General features: G+C 62.1%; 14 protein-coding genes. 9 read left to right on the top strand and 5 right to left on the bottom strand.

Annotated elements, in window-relative coordinates:
- Positions 1-151: 151 nt before the first annotated feature.
- The gene (locus FPT15_RS22125; RefSeq protein WP_145164655.1) at positions 152-1399 is read right to left on the bottom strand and encodes a methionine gamma-lyase; all 1248 of its coding nucleotides are present in this window, start codon (positions 1397-1399) and stop codon (positions 152-154) included.
- 123 nt (positions 1400-1522) lie between these two features.
- Between FPT15_RS22125 and FPT15_RS22120 the strand changes: the two genes are divergently transcribed.
- Entirely contained in the window at positions 1523-1993 is a 471-nt protein-coding gene (locus tag FPT15_RS22120) for an Lrp/AsnC family transcriptional regulator (protein ID WP_145164653.1), read from the top strand.
- A gap of 122 nt (positions 1994-2115) precedes the next feature.
- Positions 2116-2553 (top strand): carboxymuconolactone decarboxylase family protein, encoded by a 438-nt coding sequence (locus FPT15_RS22115; RefSeq protein WP_145164651.1) that lies wholly within the window; start codon positions 2116-2118, stop codon positions 2551-2553.
- A 4-nt stretch (positions 2554-2557) separates the two neighbouring features.
- Here FPT15_RS22115 and FPT15_RS22110 read toward each other — a convergent pair whose 3' ends face one another.
- Positions 2558-3328: a helix-turn-helix transcriptional regulator gene (locus tag FPT15_RS22110; RefSeq protein ID WP_145164649.1), complete on the bottom strand. Its 771-nt coding sequence runs from the start codon at positions 3326-3328 to the stop codon at positions 2558-2560.
- A gap of 97 nt (positions 3329-3425) precedes the next feature.
- On the opposite strand from FPT15_RS22110, the gene FPT15_RS22105 reads away from it, so the two are divergent.
- Positions 3426-4556 (top strand): MFS transporter, encoded by a 1131-nt coding sequence (locus FPT15_RS22105; protein WP_145164647.1) that lies wholly within the window; start codon positions 3426-3428, stop codon positions 4554-4556.
- On the opposite strand, the gene FPT15_RS22100 is transcribed toward FPT15_RS22105, so the two are convergent.
- Positions 4546-6705: a TonB-dependent siderophore receptor gene (locus tag FPT15_RS22100; protein WP_145164645.1), complete on the bottom strand. Its 2160-nt coding sequence runs from the start codon at positions 6703-6705 to the stop codon at positions 4546-4548. The two genes, FPT15_RS22105 and FPT15_RS22100, sit on opposite strands and share 11 nt — an antisense overlap.
- Before the next feature lie 98 nt (positions 6706-6803).
- Positions 6804-7700: a helix-turn-helix domain-containing protein gene (locus tag FPT15_RS22095; protein WP_145164643.1), complete on the bottom strand. Its 897-nt coding sequence runs from the start codon at positions 7698-7700 to the stop codon at positions 6804-6806.
- 139 nt (positions 7701-7839) lie between these two features.
- Here FPT15_RS22095 and FPT15_RS22090 point away from each other — a divergent pair, with 139 nt between their 5' ends.
- From FPT15_RS22090 to FPT15_RS22080, 3 genes are read left to right on the top strand one after another with little or no spacing between them, the layout of a single operon-like run.
- Complete coding sequence (locus tag FPT15_RS22090; RefSeq protein WP_145164641.1) at positions 7840-9198, top strand: glutamine synthetase family protein; 1359 nt, start codon at positions 7840-7842, stop codon at positions 9196-9198.
- A gap of 23 nt (positions 9199-9221) precedes the next feature.
- Positions 9222-10310 (top strand): polyamine ABC transporter substrate-binding protein, encoded by a 1089-nt coding sequence (locus FPT15_RS22085; protein ID WP_145164639.1) that lies wholly within the window; start codon positions 9222-9224, stop codon positions 10308-10310.
- On the top strand, positions 10307-11602 hold the full coding sequence (locus FPT15_RS22080; protein WP_145164637.1) for an FAD-binding oxidoreductase: 1296 nt from the start codon (positions 10307-10309) through the stop codon (positions 11600-11602). Before FPT15_RS22085 ends, FPT15_RS22080 begins: the two co-directional genes overlap by 4 nt.
- Positions 11603-11720: 118 nt before the next feature.
- Here the strand turns inward: FPT15_RS22080 and FPT15_RS22075 are convergent, their stop codons facing one another.
- Positions 11721-12614, bottom strand: a complete 894-nt coding sequence (locus FPT15_RS22075) for a LysR substrate-binding domain-containing protein (RefSeq protein WP_145164635.1) — start codon at positions 12612-12614, stop codon at positions 11721-11723.
- Between the two features lie 113 nt (positions 12615-12727).
- Here FPT15_RS22075 and FPT15_RS22070 point away from each other — a divergent pair, with 113 nt between their 5' ends.
- The 3 genes from FPT15_RS22070 to FPT15_RS22060 are packed head-to-tail and all read left to right on the top strand — an operon-like array spanning position 12728 to position 14992.
- Entirely contained in the window at positions 12728-13732 is a 1005-nt protein-coding gene (locus FPT15_RS22070; protein ID WP_145164633.1) for an aldo/keto reductase, read from the top strand.
- 16 nt (positions 13733-13748) lie between these two features.
- Positions 13749-14546 carry an SDR family NAD(P)-dependent oxidoreductase gene (locus tag FPT15_RS22065; RefSeq protein ID WP_145164631.1) on the top strand — a complete coding sequence of 266 codons (798 nt, stop codon included), beginning with the start codon at positions 13749-13751 and terminating at the stop codon, positions 14544-14546.
- Positions 14547-14575: 29 nt separating this feature from the next.
- Positions 14576-14992, top strand: coding sequence for an SRPBCC family protein (locus FPT15_RS22060; RefSeq protein WP_145164629.1), 417 nt, complete (start codon positions 14576-14578; stop codon positions 14990-14992).
- The last annotated feature ends 91 nt before the right edge of the window (positions 14993-15083 follow it).

The following is a 15083-nucleotide window of genomic DNA, read 5'->3' as shown; positions in this document are numbered from 1 at the left end:
CAGTGATAATGCACCCGTCGAGCACCTATGCTAGTACAGCCTGACGAAAGCATGGGGATCCAATCTGGAAAAAATCAGATTAAAAACGCATAACGGTGGTCAGACCAGTCCGACCACCGTTTGTAGGAAAGCGTTACTGGGTGCCTAAGGCTTATTTCACGCTGTGCTCTTCTACCAGGACCCGGCGGGACGCGACGGTGCGGGTGCACTTGGCCAGGGCTTGATGGATATCCTCCAGCAGGTCGGCGATGTCCTCCAACCCGACCGATAAACGCACCAGGCCTTCGCTGATGCCGTGTTGCGCACGTTCTTCGGGCGTGTAGGTGGAATGGGTCATGCTGGCCGGGTGCTGGGCCAGTGATTCGGCATCGCCCAGGCTGACCGCACGGGTGAATAGGTTGAGGGCGTTCATGAAGCGGCGCCCACTTGCAATGCCGCCCTTGAGTTCAAAGGCGATCATGCCGCCGGACTGCTTCATCTGCCGCGCCGCCAATTCGTATTGTGGGAAAGCGCGCAACCCGGGGTAGGTCACCCACTGCACGGCCGGGTGTGCCTGCAGCGCTTCGGCCACCGCCAGGGCATTGCTGCAATGGCGGTCCATGCGCAGGGCCAATGTCTTGAGGCCGCGCATCAGCAACGACGCATCCTGCGGTGACATCACCGCGCCGGTCAGGTCCTTGAGCCCTTGCAGGCGAATGCGCTGCGCCAGGGCCTGGTTGCTCACGGCGATGCCGGCGGTGATATCGCCATGGCCACTGAGGTATTTGGTCGCCGAGTGCACCACCACGTCGGCGCCCAGTTCCAGAGGCCGTTGCAGGTAGGGCGTGCAGTAGGTGTTATCGACCACCACGGTAACGTTGGGCTGCTGGTGGGCAAGCGCGGCGACCGCCGCAATGTCCACCAGGCGCAGGTTGGGGTTGGCCGGCGTCTCGCAGTAGATCATGCGGGTCGCGGGGGAAAGCGCCGCACGCAAGGCGGCCAGGTCAGTCAGGTCGACGTGGCGCACCTTGATGCCGAATTCGCCGATGCCGTGGTGCAGCAGGGCGAACGTGCAGCCGTAGAGGGTCTGGCTGACTATTACCTCATCGCCCGGACGCAACAAGGTCCAGAACGTCGCGGCAATCGCGCCCATGCCGGAGCTGAACGCCACGGCGGCCTCGCCGTTTTCCAGGGTGGCCATGCGCGATTCCAGCAGCGCCAGGGTCGGGTTGGAGATACGCGTATAGAAGTGGCCGCTGGCTTCACCGGCAAAGCAGGCAGCGCCGTATTCAGCCGTGGGGAATGCAAACGTGGCAGACAGATAGATCGGCGGCACCAGGGCGCCGTGGTGGTCCTTGGGGTCATAGCCGTGGTGGATGGCGCGAGTGGAAAAGCCGAATGCATTGTGTTTATTGTTCATGCCGGACGCTCCTTATTTCCTACGATGCTATGCTCATAACCAAAGATGAACGTTGCAAAATTTGCTGGAAATGCCCGGGTTAAGGGTCGAAACGTCGATAAAAACAATGAATAGAGGCACATCATGCCCGTGAGTCTGGATCGCACCGATAAAGCACTGTTAAACGCGCTGCAAGGCAATGCCCGGCTGACGGTGGCCGAGCTGGCTGACCGCGTGGCCCTGACCACCTCACCGTGTTGGCGCAGGGTGCGCAGCCTGGAAGAGAGCGGGGTGATCAGCGGCTACCAGGCGATCCTGTCGCCCAAGGCGCTGGGGTACGGGGTGACCGCGTTTGTGAGCATCATGATGGAAAGTCATACCCAGGACATTGCGCGCGCCTTTGAGCAGCGGTTGTTGGAAATTCCCGAGATTGTGGCGTGCCATAACGTGTCCGGGCGCTATGACTTCTTGCTTGAGGTGGTGGCCAAGGACCTCGAGTCGTTCGGCGAATTTGCGCGCGAGGTGTTGCAAACGCTGCCCTGCGTCAAGGAGATCTATTCGAGTTTTTCGTACAAGTCGGTCAGGCGGCTGCGGGTGATTCCGTTGCCGGGTTGATCGTTTTACCTTCCCGCACGGGCGCCACATTGGCCACCCAATCTTCCCCGCAATTGGATATTTCTCCAGGCACTCACGGTGACTACTCTGGCCACCAATCCCCACCGTTCTGGAGTATCACCATGCAAACCCGTACCGATTTCTACACCGCTTCCCCGGACGCCATGAAAGCCATGCTCGCCCTGGAAGGCGCTGTCGACAAACTGTCCCTCGAACTCCCGCTGCTGGAACTGGTGCGCCTGCGCGTCTCGCAAATCAACGGCTGCGCCTTCTGCCTCGACATGCACACCGCCGACGCCCGCAAGGGCGGCGAAACCGAGCGCCGCCTGTACACCCTGTCGGCCTGGCGTGAAACGCCGTTTTTCACCCCACGTGAGCGTGCCGCCCTGGCCTGGGCCGAAAGCCTCACCCTGCTCAGCCAGACCCACGCCGCAGACGAAGACTACAACGCGCTGGCCGCCGAGTTCAGCGCCCAGGAGCAGGTCGATTTGAGCGTGGCCATCGCCACCATCAACAGCTGGAACCGCCTGGCCGTGGGCTTTCGCAAGATGCCCAAGTAAGCCTTCAGCTTGATTTGAAATACCCGCGTGGCGTGGTGCCGGTCATGCCCTTGAAAAAGGCGATCAACGCACTGTCACTGGCAAAGCCCAGCGCGAACGCGCAGTAGCCCAGGCTGCGCCCGGTGGCGAGCAGTTCGATGACCCGCATCAAGCGCCACTGCTGGCGCCATTGCTGATACCCCAGGCCGGTTTCCCGCAGGAAAATCCGGCCGATGGTTTTGGTGCTGGCGCCAATCTGTTTTTCCAGCACTTGCAGCGTTGGCGGCAACCTGTCGAGATCGGCCAGCAACGGGGCCAGGCGCTTGTCGTGCGGCAAGGGCAGGAGCATCGGTTGCTCGGCGGCCTGCCGGATTTCATCCAGGCACAACCCCAATAGATGGGCATGCCGGCCGGCGTGCCAATCAGTCTCGAACGGCGCCATCGCCATGGGTTCCAGCACCGCCCGCAGCAAGGCGCTGACTTCGATGACCCGCACCTGTTTGGGCAACTGATCAGCCAATGCCGCGCTCAGGTAGACAGAGCGGTAATCCACGGTTTTGTGCATCACCGCGCGATGGGGCACACCGCAGGGGATCCATGCCGCGCGGGAGGGCGGCAGCAGGCACAGTTGGTTGTCCAGGGTGATGCGGGTGCAGCCCTGTTGGGTAAACAACAGTTGCCCACGCTGGTGCCGATGCAGGCCGGAGTCATGGTCGCCGAGCAGTGCGGCGATGCCGATGACCGGCGCCGGGAGGCGGTCGGGGTCGAAAGACGCGTCGGCGGCAAGCCAGGCCATAGGTTGTCCGATTTGATCGATAAAATGGCGAAGTTTGGATAATACCCCAGTTGCCGGTCCTTAAACTCCTGGCGTTGTTTATACCAAGGAGTCGTCAATGAACGTGCAAAACCTGTTGGTGCTGACTGTGGCGTTGCTGATGTTTCCGCAATTGGCCCAGACCCTTTACAGCCCGGCCCTGGGTGATATCGGCGAAGCGTTTGCGGTTGGGCCCGAACGCGCAGGGCAGACCCTGTCGGTGTATTTCCTGGCGTTCGCATTCGGGGTCGTGGTGTGGGGTCGGCTGTGTGATCGCTGGGGGCGGCGGCCGGTGATGTTGGCCGGATTGGCCCTGTATGTGGCGGCCTCGGTGCTGGCCTTGAGTGTGGCCACGTTCAATGCCTTGTTAGTGGCCCAGGCGCTGGCGGCGTTTGGTGCGGCGGTCGCCTCGGTGGTGACGCAGACGGTGCTGCGCGATCGCTTCCACGGTGCGCAGTTGGCCCAGGGGTTTTCGATAATGGGCATCGCCCTGGCTGCGAGTCCTGCGCTGGGTTTGTTCAGTGGCGCGACGCTGGTGGCGTACTTCGGTTATCGCGGCATGCTGGCCGGGTTGCTGCTGGCGGCGCTGACGTTGTGGGGCTGGTGCCTGTGGGCCTTGCCCGAGACGCGTCCTGCCTCAGTGTCGACGGCGTCGCTGCCCGAAACGCTGGGCCTGATGCTCAGGGACGCAGGCATTTGGCGCTCGGTCGGCCTGGTGGCGGCGTTCAATATTGCGCTGTTCGGCTATTACAGCGTGGGGCCGTTTATCTTCGCGCGGCTGGGTTTGTCCGCTGCCGAGTTCGGCTACAGCGGCGTGCTGCTGGCGCTGGGTTCGGGGCTTGGGGCGTGGCTGAACAAGCGGTTGCTCAAGCGTGGCATGAACGGTGAGCAGTTGGTGCTGAGCGCCGCTGGCGTAGCGGCACTGGGGGGCTTGCTCGTCGTGCTGCTGCAAGACAGCTGGCTCTTTGTATGGCCGATGCTGTTGGTGGTGCTGGCATTCGGCATGGCAATCCCGAATGTGCTGGGTGCCGCGCTGGTGCGCTATCCCGACCGGCTTGGCACGGCCGCCGCAGTGTTCGGCTTGCTGTATTACTTGATGATCGGCGCCGGGCTTGGGCTGGTGGCCTGGGCCCAGAACCTGGGCTGGTGCCTGTTGATCTGTGGCGTGGCGGCGCTGTGTCTGGCAGCGCCGCGGGTGTTCAGAAGTTGACCGAAGCACTCAGGCGCGCCGTCAGCGGCGCGCCCTGAAACAGGTAGTCATCGCCCATGTATTCGCCGGCGTCGCGCCAGTAACGCTTGTCGAACAGGTTGTCGACGCTCAGGCGAAACACGGTTTCATAGCCGTCGACGTTGGTGGTGTAGCGGCTGCCGACATTGACCACTGCATAATCCCCCACTTCAACATTGCCGGTGCGGTTGGCGTATTTCTTGGCGCTGTATTGCACACCGCCGAGCAGCGCCAGACCGTTCACCCATGGCAACGCGTAGTCGGCGTACACGCTGGCGCGCAGCGTGGGCACGTTGATCGCCTGATGGCCTTCGTATTCCGGCGTGCCGCTGTTGCTCACGCGCGCGCGAATCGCCGCCACGCTGGTTGCGATTTGCAGGCGGTCGGTGGCCCAGCCGTTGGCGGAGAGTTCCAGGCCGGTATTTTTCTGTTGGCCTTGTTGCACGTAGGTGAACTTGCCATCTTCCGGTTTGGCGTACTGATAGGCCTGATGTGTCTGGAATACGGCGGCGGCGAAGCTAATTCGGCGCCAGTCGTATTTCACGCCGGCTTCGATTTGCCGTGACACGGTTGGAGCCAGAGTTTCGTCGGCGTTTTCAGCGAACCAAGGCGCCATGCCGCCCAGCGACAGGCCTTTGCTGTAGCTGGCGTACAGCGAGATGTTTTCCACTGGTTTGTAAATCAACGAAGCTTGAGGAAGGAACACGTATTGCTGGGTGTGGCGAGCCTGGTTGCCATTATCGTCATAGGCTTTTTCATCCAGGCGCACTTCGCGGCCGCCAAGAATGGTTTGCCATTGCTCGTTGAAGCGAATGCGGTCGGTGACGAACAGCCCGTACTGGCGGCTGTCGAGGTTGCGGTGGCTGTCTTTCAGCGGTTCGTCGGTGGGCGCGAAGGTCGGTGCGTCTTCGTTGATATTGCCGCTGCCGATGTACGCGTTGACCGCTTCGCGCTTGTCGATCACCCGGCGAAACGCGCTGCTGCCCACAGTCAGCTCGTGGCCCAGGCCTCCGGTGTCGAACAGCCCGGTCATTGCAGCCTGCACTTCATCGTCACGGCGGGTATCGTCGGGGCTGCGATAGTCGTAGACGTCGTAGTTGCCTTCGGGGCTGAAATGGTTGGGCACGCTCGATGAACTACAGCTGGTCGAGCCATAACAGCCCCAGGCAAACGCGCTGTAGTCATCAATCACCACCTTGCTGCGCGCGGCGCTGATAGTGCCTTTCCACTGATCGCTGAAACGGTATTCGAACTTGCCATTGAGGTTCAGCGAGTCGATGCCCACCTGTTTGGAACCGCTCTGGTGCCCCAGCAGTTTCTTCGGCGACGCGTCATGCGGCACCTCGGTGCCGCCCAGCAGCTGATAACCCGGCACCGAGCGCTGTTGCTTGTTCTGGTACTCCGCATCCAGTTGCAGCAGCGCGTCGGGGCTGATCGTCCAGTCGAACGCCAGGGACACGAAATCGCGCTGGCCATTGGCGTGCTCCACATAGCTGTTGAGGTCTTCATGGGCCACGTTGGCGCGCAGGCCAAACTGCTGCTCGCTGCCGAACCAGCCGCCGACATCGGTGGCGATGTAACCGCTGCCGCGATCGTCGGTGGACACTGTGACCGAGCGCACGTCCTGCGGGCGTTTGGTCACGTAGTTGATCACACCGCTGGGCTCGGCAATACCGCTCTGCACACCGGCCAGGCCCTTGAGCACTTCCACTTGCTGCTTGTTTTCGAGGGCGACGTTCTGCTCGCCGGTGACGGTACGCCCATTGATCTTGTAGCTGCTTGCCGCATTGAGCGAGAAGCCGCGCACCACGAAGTTTTCGTAATAGCCAATCGGTGCGTAGCTGTCGCCGACCGAGGCATCGTTGCGCAGCACTTCGCTGAGCAGGCGCGCTTGCTGGTCCTTGATCAGCGCGGCGTTGATCACTGTGATCGAGGCCGGGGTGTCCAGCAATGGCGCTTCAGCGAAGCCGCCGACCGATGCGGTTTCACTGCGGTAGCCGGACTCGTCCTGGCCCTGGACGTTCACCGCCGGCAGTTCTATTTCAGCTGCCAGGCTGCTACCGATGCCGCCGCTGAGCAGCAGGCCGAGGGCGAAACGTGAGTGAACGGCAGGACGAAAACGCAAAACCATGGGGGCAGGGCCTTAAAGCGCAGGACGGGGGGGCGCATAAGCTAGGGGGAAGTGCGGGGTTTTACAAGTTATCGCGAATGGTTCTGTCGTCCCGCCTTTCAGCTGGAACGCTTCAGGGTTTCACTGGGCAGTTCCTTGAACAATGCGCGGTAGCTATTCGAAAACCGCCCCAAATGCCAGAACGACCAGTTCATCGCGACCTCGGCCACGGTGGTGTCGGCTGAGGTCAATAACTCGCGCCGCGCCCCGTTCAACCGGCGCAGACGCAACCACTGCGCCGGGCTCATTCCGGTGTAGGTCTTGAAGCCTTGCTGTAACTGGCGCAGCGGCACGCCGGCGATTTGCGCCAATTCCAGCAAGTTGACGGTTTCATCCGGCGCATCCGCTGCCCACTCGCCGATGCGCGCCATCAGCAGGCGTTCGTCGCTGCGTCGCTGCAATGAGCTGCGGTCCAGGCACACGCAGGCGTTGTCGAGGATGAACAGGCAATCGTCGAGCAACTGCTGGGTGAGGGCATCGCGGCTGATCGGGTCGAGTGTGGCGGACAACCGCGTCAGGGTGCCGCTGAGCCAACGGGTGAACAGCGCGTTCTGCTGACAGGTCAGCGGCGCCATGAACAGGCCTTCAAGTCGGGCCACATCCAGGCCCTGGCGCTGCACGAACTGCGGGCCGAACACCACGGCCACTTCGCGGTAGTTTTCCGGGGTGATCCAGGTGTTGCGGCTTTCGCCATTGAGCAGGTACAGCGCGTTGTCGCTGCCATCGAAACAGAACGCCAATGCGCCGGGCGGCGCGTTGAAGTTCTGCTCCACGCGCGTGTTCATGCACTCTTCGTACACCTGCACGCCTTGCAGGTCGAGGTAACGGATCTGCCCGGCAAAATGCCCTGGGGACATCTGCTGGTACTGCTGCACCCAACCGGGTGTCGCACTGCATTGAGCGGCCACATCACCGGTGGTGAAAGCCTGTACGCGCAAAGCTGTTGCCTGTGTCATGGGTAACCTGGGCGCACTCTATTGGTGCGTTATGGTGGGTGCAAAGTGGATAGATGCCGGCGTGCGGCGGCATCAAGATAGACCTCAATGCGCCGCGAGTACAAGCAGGCGCATGCATCCAACCCATGACGAGGTCCTTATGAACGCCCCCTTCGATCAGCTGTCCGCCTGGCTGAAAGAACACAAGATTACCGAAGTCGAATGCGTGATCAGTGATTTGACTGGCATCGCACGCGGCAAGATTGCGCCCACCAACAAGTTCCTGCATGAGCGAGGCATGCGCCTGCCGGAAAGTGTGTTGCTGCAAACGGTGACCGGGGACTTTGTCGACGACGATATCTATTACGACCTGCTCGACCCGGCCGACATCGACATGATCTGCCGCCCGGTGTCCAACGCCACGTACGTGGTGCCGTGGGCTATCGAGCCCACCGCGATTGTGATCCACGACACCTATGACAAGCAGGGCAACCCGATTGAGCTGTCGCCGCGCAACGTGCTGAAAAAGGTGCTGCAGCTGTACACCGAGCAAGGCTGGCAGCCGATTGTGGCGCCGGAAATGGAGTTCTACCTGACCCAGCGCTGCGAAGACCCGGACCTGCCATTGAAAACCCCGGTGGGTCGCTCCGGTCGCGCCGAAACCGGCCGCCAGTCATTTTCCATCGACGCCGCCAACGAATTCGATCCGCTGTTCGAAGACGTCTACGACTGGTGCGAGCTGCAGGGCCTGGACCTCGACACGCTGATCCACGAAGACGGCCCGGCGCAGATGGAAATCAACTTCCGCCACGGCGATGCCCTGCACCTGGCCGACCAGATCACCGTGTTCAAACGCACGCTGCGCGAAGCGGCGCTCAAGCACAACGTGGCCGCGACCTTTATGGCCAAGCCAGTGGCCGACGAGCCGGGCAGCGCCATGCACCTGCACCAGAGCGTGGTGGACATCGCCACCGGCAAACCGGTGTTTGTCGATGCCGACGGCAAGATGAGCCAGCTGTTCTTGCACCACATCGGCGGGTTGCAGAAGTACATCCCAAAGCTGCTGCCGATGTTCGCGCCGAACGTGAATTCGTTCCGCCGCTTCCTGCCGGACACCTCGGCGCCGGTGAATGTGGAGTGGGGCGAAGAAAACCGCACCGTCGGCCTGCGCGTGCCCACTTCCAGTCCCGACGCGATGCGCGTGGAGAACCGTTTGCCGGGCGCCGATGCCAACCCGTACCTGGCAATTGCCGCCAGCTTGTTGTGCGGCTACCTGGGCATGATCGAAAAGATCGAGCCCAGCGCCCCGGTGGAAGGCCGCGCCTACGAGCGCCGCAACCTGCGCCTGCCGTTCACCCTCGAAGACGCGCTGGCGCGGATGGAGGATTGCGACACGGTCAAGCAGTACCTGGGCGAGAAGTTCGTGCGCGGCTACGTGGCGGTCAAACGCGCCGAACATGAGAATTTCAAGCGGGTGATCAGTTCCTGGGAACGTGAGTTCCTGCTGTTGAGCGTCTAAAAAAACTCAAAAGGGGTGTCGATATGCGTCTTGTGAAAAAGCTTCTCCCGCTGGCCCTGGTGGCCGCGTTCAGCAGTGCCAGCCAAGCCGCGCCGACGGTCAGCGTCTATAACTGGACGGACTATATCGGTGAGACCACCTTGGCTGATTTCCAGGCCAAGACCGGGATCAAGGTGGTCTACGACGTGTTCGATTCCAACGAAACCCTGGAAGGCAAGTTGCTGGCGGGGCGCACCGGCTATGACGTGGTGGTGCCGTCCAACCACTTCCTGGCGCGCCAGGTGAAGGCCGGCGCGTTCCTCAAGCTCGACCGCTCGCAGCTGCCCAACTTCAAGAACCTCGACCCCAAACTGCTCAAGCTGCTGGAGAAAAACGACCCGGGCAACGCGCACTCAGTGCCGTACCTGTGGGGCACCAATGGCATCGGCTACAACGTCGACAAGGTCAAGCAAGTGCTGGGCATCGACCACATCGATTCGTGGGCGGTGCTGTTCGAACCCGAGAACATCAAAAAGCTGCACGAGTGCGGCGTGGCTTTCCTCGATTCGGCGGACGAGCTGTTCCCGGCGATCCTCAATTACATGGGCAAGGACCCGCGCAGCGAGAACCCCGAGGACTACAAACAGGCCGAAGCCAAGCTGCTGACCCTGCGGCCGTACATCACGTATTTCCATTCCTCCAAGTACATCTCGGATCTGGCCAACGGCGATATCTGCGTGGCCTTCGGGTATTCCGGCGACGTGTTCCAGGCCGCCAACCGCGCCAAGGAAGCCAAGAACGGCGTGAATATCGCCTATTCGATTCCCAAGGAAGGCTCCAACCTGTGGTTTGACCTGCTGGCCATCCCAGCCGACGCGAGCAACCCGAAAGAGGCCCATGCCTTTATCAACTATTTGCTCGACCCCGAAGTGATCGCCAAGGTCAGTGCCTCGGTCGGCTACGCCAATGCCAACCCCGCCGCCAAGCCTTTCATGGCGCCGGAACTGGTGAACAACCCTGAGGTGTACCCGCCCCAGGAAGTGCTCGACAAACTCTACATTTCCACCACGCCGACCCCGGCGACCATGCGCCTGATGACCCGCGCCTGGAGCAAAGTGAAGACCAACAAATGATTTCATCCAGTGACCACGCCCGGTCCTATTACCGTGCTTCGGCCAATGCCATGCCTGAGCGTCCATCGCTGGGCACCGACCTGAGCGCCGATGTGTGCGTGATCGGCGGCGGTTTCACCGGGGTCAATACGGCCATCGAACTGGCCCAGCGCGGGCTCTCGGTGATTCTGCTGGAGGCCCGGCGCATCGGCTGGGGCGCCAGCGGGCGCAACGGCGGGCAGTTGATTCGCGGCATCGGCCACGACGTGTCGGGGTTCGCCAAGTACGTAGGCGAGGAGGGCGTGCGTTACCTGGAGCGGGCCGGGATTGATTCGGTGGCGCTGGTGGGCGAGCGCATTCGTCAGCACAGCATTGACTGCGATCTGCGCTGGGGCTTTTGCGAGCTGGCCAATACCACCGCGCAATTCGCTGCGTTCAAGGGCGAGCAGCAGAGCCTGGCGGCGCTTGGGTATGCCCATGAAACTCGGCTGGTCGAACCGCAGGACATGCAGCAGGTGGTCGGTTCGACGGTCTATGCCGGTGGCTTGGTGGACATGGGCTCTGGGCACCTGCACCCGCTGAATCTGGTACTCGGCGAGGCGCAGGTGGCCGAGTCGCTGGGGGTGCGGATTTTCGAGCGCACCCAGGTGCTCGAACTGATCCACGGCGACACCGTGCAAGTGCGCTGCGCCGCTGGCACGGTGCGCGCCGCCCATCTAGTGCTGGCGTGCAATGCACACCTGGATGAACTGGAACCGCGCTTAAGCGGCAAGGTGCTGCCGGCGGGCAGCTACATCATCGCCACCGAGCCATTGTCCGAGGCTGTCGCCAAGCAATTGATCCCGCAGAACCTGGCGCTGTGTGACCAAAAAGTCGGGCTGGATTACTACCGGCTTTCCGCCGACCGGCGTCTGTTGTTCGGCGGTGCCTGTCACTACTCCGGGCGTGATCCGGTGGACATCGCCGCGTACATGCAACCCAAGCTGCTCAAGGTATTCCCGCAGTTGGCGAACACCGCCATCGAGTTCCAGTGGGGCGGCAAGATCGGCATCACCGCCAACCGCTTTCCGCAAGTCGGGAGGCTCAAGCAATACCCGAATGTGTTCTATGCCCAGGGCTATTCCGGACATGGGCTGAACGTGACCCACTGGTGCGCAAAGCTTTTGGCCGAAGCCATTCATGCCGGCCATAGCCAGGGCCTGGACATTTTCAGCCAGGTGCCGCACATGACGTTTCCGGGCGGCAAGGCCTTGCGCTCACCGCTGCTGGCGCTGGGGATGTTGTGGTTCCGGCTGCGGGAGAGGGTGAGCTGATGCGCCGCGATTCAAATGTGAGAGCGGGCTTGCTCGCGAAAGCGCAGTGTCAGTTGGCTTGTTCGGTACTGACTCATTGCATTCGCGAGCAAGCCTGCTCCCACCTGTTTGATCGCCATCAGCCTTGGGGTTCGGTGAGCACTTTGCGGAAGGTTTCCACCAGCGGGCGCAGATTGATCCGATGCCACGCCGCCCACAACGGTGTGGTGTAGGTCAGCCACGGCAGCTCACGCAGCACCACGCCGGGCGGGGCATTGCGGCTCAAGCCTTTTTGCACCATCGCCACGCCCAAGCCCGAGGCCACCAGGCCCAACGCGGTGAACGGTTCGCTGGCTTCCATCGGGATTTGCGGGGTAAAACCGGCCCGGATGCAGGCCGCGACAAAGTCATCAGCCGGGTGGGCGCCGGCTTTGCGTTGCACGCCAATCCATTCCTGATCGGCCAGGTGTTCGGGCAGCAGTTCGTTGTGTTTGGCCAACGGATGATGCTCAGGCAGGGCCAGCAGCATGGGGTCGTCCAGCACTTGCAGCGCGGTCAGGTCCGGGTCATCGGCGGCCGGTGGTTCGCTGACCAGGGCGATATCCAGGCTGCGCTGGCGCAGGCCTTCGAGCTGTTCGAGCGACGGCAAGTTGTACAGCTTGATGTGCACGGTGGGGCGGTCGTCTCTCAACACGCGCAAGGCGTTGGGCAGCACGCCGGCATGCATCGCGTTTTCGATATAGCCGATGCACAGGCCGCCTTCTTCACCGCGACCCAAGCGTTTGCCCAGGGACTCCAGGCGATTGGCGTGGGTCAGCAGCGCCTTGGTTTCGGCCAGAAACGTCTGGCCGTCGCGCGTCAGGCGGATGCGCTGCTGGCTGCGTTCGAACAGGGTCAGGCCCAAACGCTCTTCGAGCTGGGCGATTTGCCGGCTCAAGGGCGACTGGGAGATGTGCAAACGCTCGGCGGCGCGGCCGACGTGTTCTTCTTCGGCAACCACTTCGAAATAGCGCAGTTGGCGCAGATCAATCATGTAAGACCTCGCAGGACTCAAGTTGGTCGCAGTATGTCTTGGACGGTCCGATCTACGCAATCTAGGATCTGCTCAGCGGTCACAGCGACCCTGAACCCGATTGAGGAACCACCATGAGCTTGAAAGACACACTGCCTGGCCAGCTGGGCTTTGGCACTGCACCGCTGGGCAATATGTTCCGCGCCATTCCCGAAGACGAAGCCCAGGCCACCGTCGAGGCTGCGTGGAACAGCGGCGTGCGTTACTTCGACACCGCGCCGTTCTACGGCTCGGGGTTGTCGGAAATCCGCCTGGGCCAAGCCTTGTCGCAGTACAACCGCGATGACTTTGTGCTCAGCACCAAAGTCGGCCGCGTGATTCTCGACGAGGTCGAAGAAAGCGCCCGCGACCTCGGCGAAAAAAGCGGTGTGTTCGAACATGGCCGCCCGAACAAGATGCTCAACGACTACAGCGCCGACGCCACGCTGCGCTCTATCGAGGACAGCCTGAAGCGCCTGCAAACCGACCGTCTGGACATCGTGTGGATTCACGACATCGCCCAGGATTTCTACGGCGACCAGTGGCTGGACTACTTCAACCAGGCCCGCACCGGCGCCTTCAAAGTGCTGACCCGTCTGCGTGAAGAAGGCGTGATCAAGGCCTGGGGCCTGGGCGTGAACCGCGTCGAGCCGTGCGAACTGACGCTGGACCTGACCGAAGCGCAGCCCGACGGTTTCCTGCTCGCCGGCCGCTACACCCTGCTGGACCACGAGCGTGCCCTGCAACGCCTGATGGATGCCGCGCTGGCGCAGAACGTCGAAATCGTCGTCGGTGGGCCTTACAGCTCGGGCATCCTGGCGGGCGGTGCGCACTTCGAATACCAGAAGGCCAGCCCGGCGATTATCAGCAAGGTCGAGCAGATCAAGGCGATTGCCCAAGCGTATGGCGTGAGCGTGAAAGCTGCTGCGCTGCAGTTCTCCCTGGCCCACCCGGCGGTGGCCGCCGTGATTCCGGGTGCCAGTCGTCCGGGGCGGATTGCCGAAGACGTCGCGGCGCTGTCAGAGAAGATTCCGGCAGCCTTCTGGCAGGCCTTGCGCGACGCACAGTTGATGTCGGCCAGCGCACCGCTGCCGCGCTAACTTCAGGAGTTCTCAGATGAAAATCGATGTAAGCGGCAAAGTAGCCATCGTCAGCGGCAGCACTGCCGGGATCGGCCTGGGCATCAGCCAGGCCCTGGCGCAATCCGGCGCCACTGTGGTGGTGATCGGGCGGGAAGCGGGCAAGGTTGACGACGCCCTGGCGAGCATTCGTCAGGCAGTGCCGGGCGCGGATCTGCGCGGGCTGGTGGCGGACCTCGGCACAGCGCAAGGCGCAGAGAAACTCTTTGCGGCCGAACCGCGCGCCGACATCCTGGTCAACAACCTGGGCATCTTCAACGATGTGGATTTCTTCGACGCACCAGACAGCGAATGGACGCGCTTCTACGAGGTCAATGTGATCTCCGGCGTGCGCCTGGCGCGGCATTATGTGCCGGGCATGGTTGAGCAGGGCTGGGGGCGGGTGATCTTCCTGTCCTCGGAATCCGGGGTGGCAACGCCGGCGGACATGATCAACTACGGCGTGACCAAAAGTGCCAATCTGGCGGTCTCCCATGGTTTGGCGAAGCGTCTGGCCGGCACCGGTGTGACGGTCAATGCGGTGCTGCCGGGGCCGACCTTTACCGACGGCCTGGAGCAGATGCTCAAAGACGCCACCGCCAAGTCCGGGCGCAGTGCGCGGGAAGAGGCGGACGTGTTTGTGCGCAATGCGCGGCCCACGTCGATCATCCAGCGCGCGGCAAATGTGGATGAAGTGGCCAACCTGGTGGCGTACATTGCTTCACCCTTGTCTTCTGCCACCACGGGCGCTGCATTGCGCGTCGACGGTGGTGTTGTCGACAGCATGGCGATCTGAATTCTTGTAATTTTTTTGGAGTATTTATTGTGGCGACAGCTTCTTCGGTGATTGAGGTTCCGGTTTCGGCCGATCAGGTCTGGCAATTGATTGGCGGCTTTAACGCGCTGCCCGATTGGCTACCGTTTATCGTCAAAAGCGAGGCGAGCGACGGCGGGCGTGTGCGTCACTTGCAAACCGCGGACGGCGGTGTGGTGGTCGAGCGCTTGCAGAGCTTTGATAACGTGGCGCGCACTTACAGCTACACCATCGAGCAGTCGCCGTTTCCGGTGAGTGCTTACCTGGCGACGTTGCAGGTTGAGGCGTTGACCGATGAGTCGGCGAAAGTGACGTGGTCCGGCGTGTTCACCCCGGCGGCGGGGACCACGGATGCGGCGGTGGAGGAGTTGTTTGCCGGCGTGTACAGCGGCGGGCTTGAGGCACTGCGCGCCAACTTCCCGGCCTGACCTTCCAGGCACCGAAAGTCCAATGTGGGAGCTGGCTTGCCTGCGATGGCGGAGTGTCAGGCAATGAACAAATTGCTTGATACATCGCCAT

Origin of the sequence: Pseudomonas sp. RGB (genome assembly GCF_007713445.1) — a bacterium.
Taxonomy (GTDB): domain Bacteria; phylum Pseudomonadota; class Gammaproteobacteria; order Pseudomonadales; family Pseudomonadaceae; genus Aquipseudomonas.
The sequence above is the reverse complement of the archived record's forward strand: the minus strand, read 5'-3'. Positions and strand labels throughout refer to the sequence as shown.

Bases quoted from the DNA above. Each gene is read 5' to 3' on its own strand.
- FPT15_RS22125 (WP_145164655.1), bottom strand. From the start codon at position 1,399: ATGAACAATAAACACAATGCATTCGGCTTTTCCACTCGCGCCATCCAC.
- FPT15_RS22120 (WP_145164653.1), top strand. From the start codon at position 1,523: ATGCCCGTGAGTCTGGATCGCACCGATAAAGCACTGTTAAACGCGCTG.
- FPT15_RS22115 (WP_145164651.1), top strand. From the start codon at position 2,116: ATGCAAACCCGTACCGATTTCTACACCGCTTCCCCGGACGCCATGAAA.
- FPT15_RS22110 (WP_145164649.1), bottom strand. From the start codon at position 3,328: ATGGCCTGGCTTGCCGCCGACGCGTCTTTCGACCCCGACCGCCTCCCG.
- FPT15_RS22105 (WP_145164647.1), top strand. From the start codon at position 3,426: ATGAACGTGCAAAACCTGTTGGTGCTGACTGTGGCGTTGCTGATGTTT.
- FPT15_RS22100 (WP_145164645.1), bottom strand. From the start codon at position 6,705: ATGGTTTTGCGTTTTCGTCCTGCCGTTCACTCACGTTTCGCCCTCGGC.
- FPT15_RS22095 (WP_145164643.1), bottom strand. From the start codon at position 7,700: ATGACACAGGCAACAGCTTTGCGCGTACAGGCTTTCACCACCGGTGAT.
- FPT15_RS22090 (WP_145164641.1), top strand. From the start codon at position 7,840: ATGAACGCCCCCTTCGATCAGCTGTCCGCCTGGCTGAAAGAACACAAG.
- FPT15_RS22085 (WP_145164639.1), top strand. From the start codon at position 9,222: ATGCGTCTTGTGAAAAAGCTTCTCCCGCTGGCCCTGGTGGCCGCGTTC.
- FPT15_RS22080 (WP_145164637.1), top strand. From the start codon at position 10,307: ATGATTTCATCCAGTGACCACGCCCGGTCCTATTACCGTGCTTCGGCC.
- FPT15_RS22075 (WP_145164635.1), bottom strand. From the start codon at position 12,614: ATGATTGATCTGCGCCAACTGCGCTATTTCGAAGTGGTTGCCGAAGAA.
- FPT15_RS22070 (WP_145164633.1), top strand. From the start codon at position 12,728: ATGAGCTTGAAAGACACACTGCCTGGCCAGCTGGGCTTTGGCACTGCA.
- FPT15_RS22065 (WP_145164631.1), top strand. From the start codon at position 13,749: ATGAAAATCGATGTAAGCGGCAAAGTAGCCATCGTCAGCGGCAGCACT.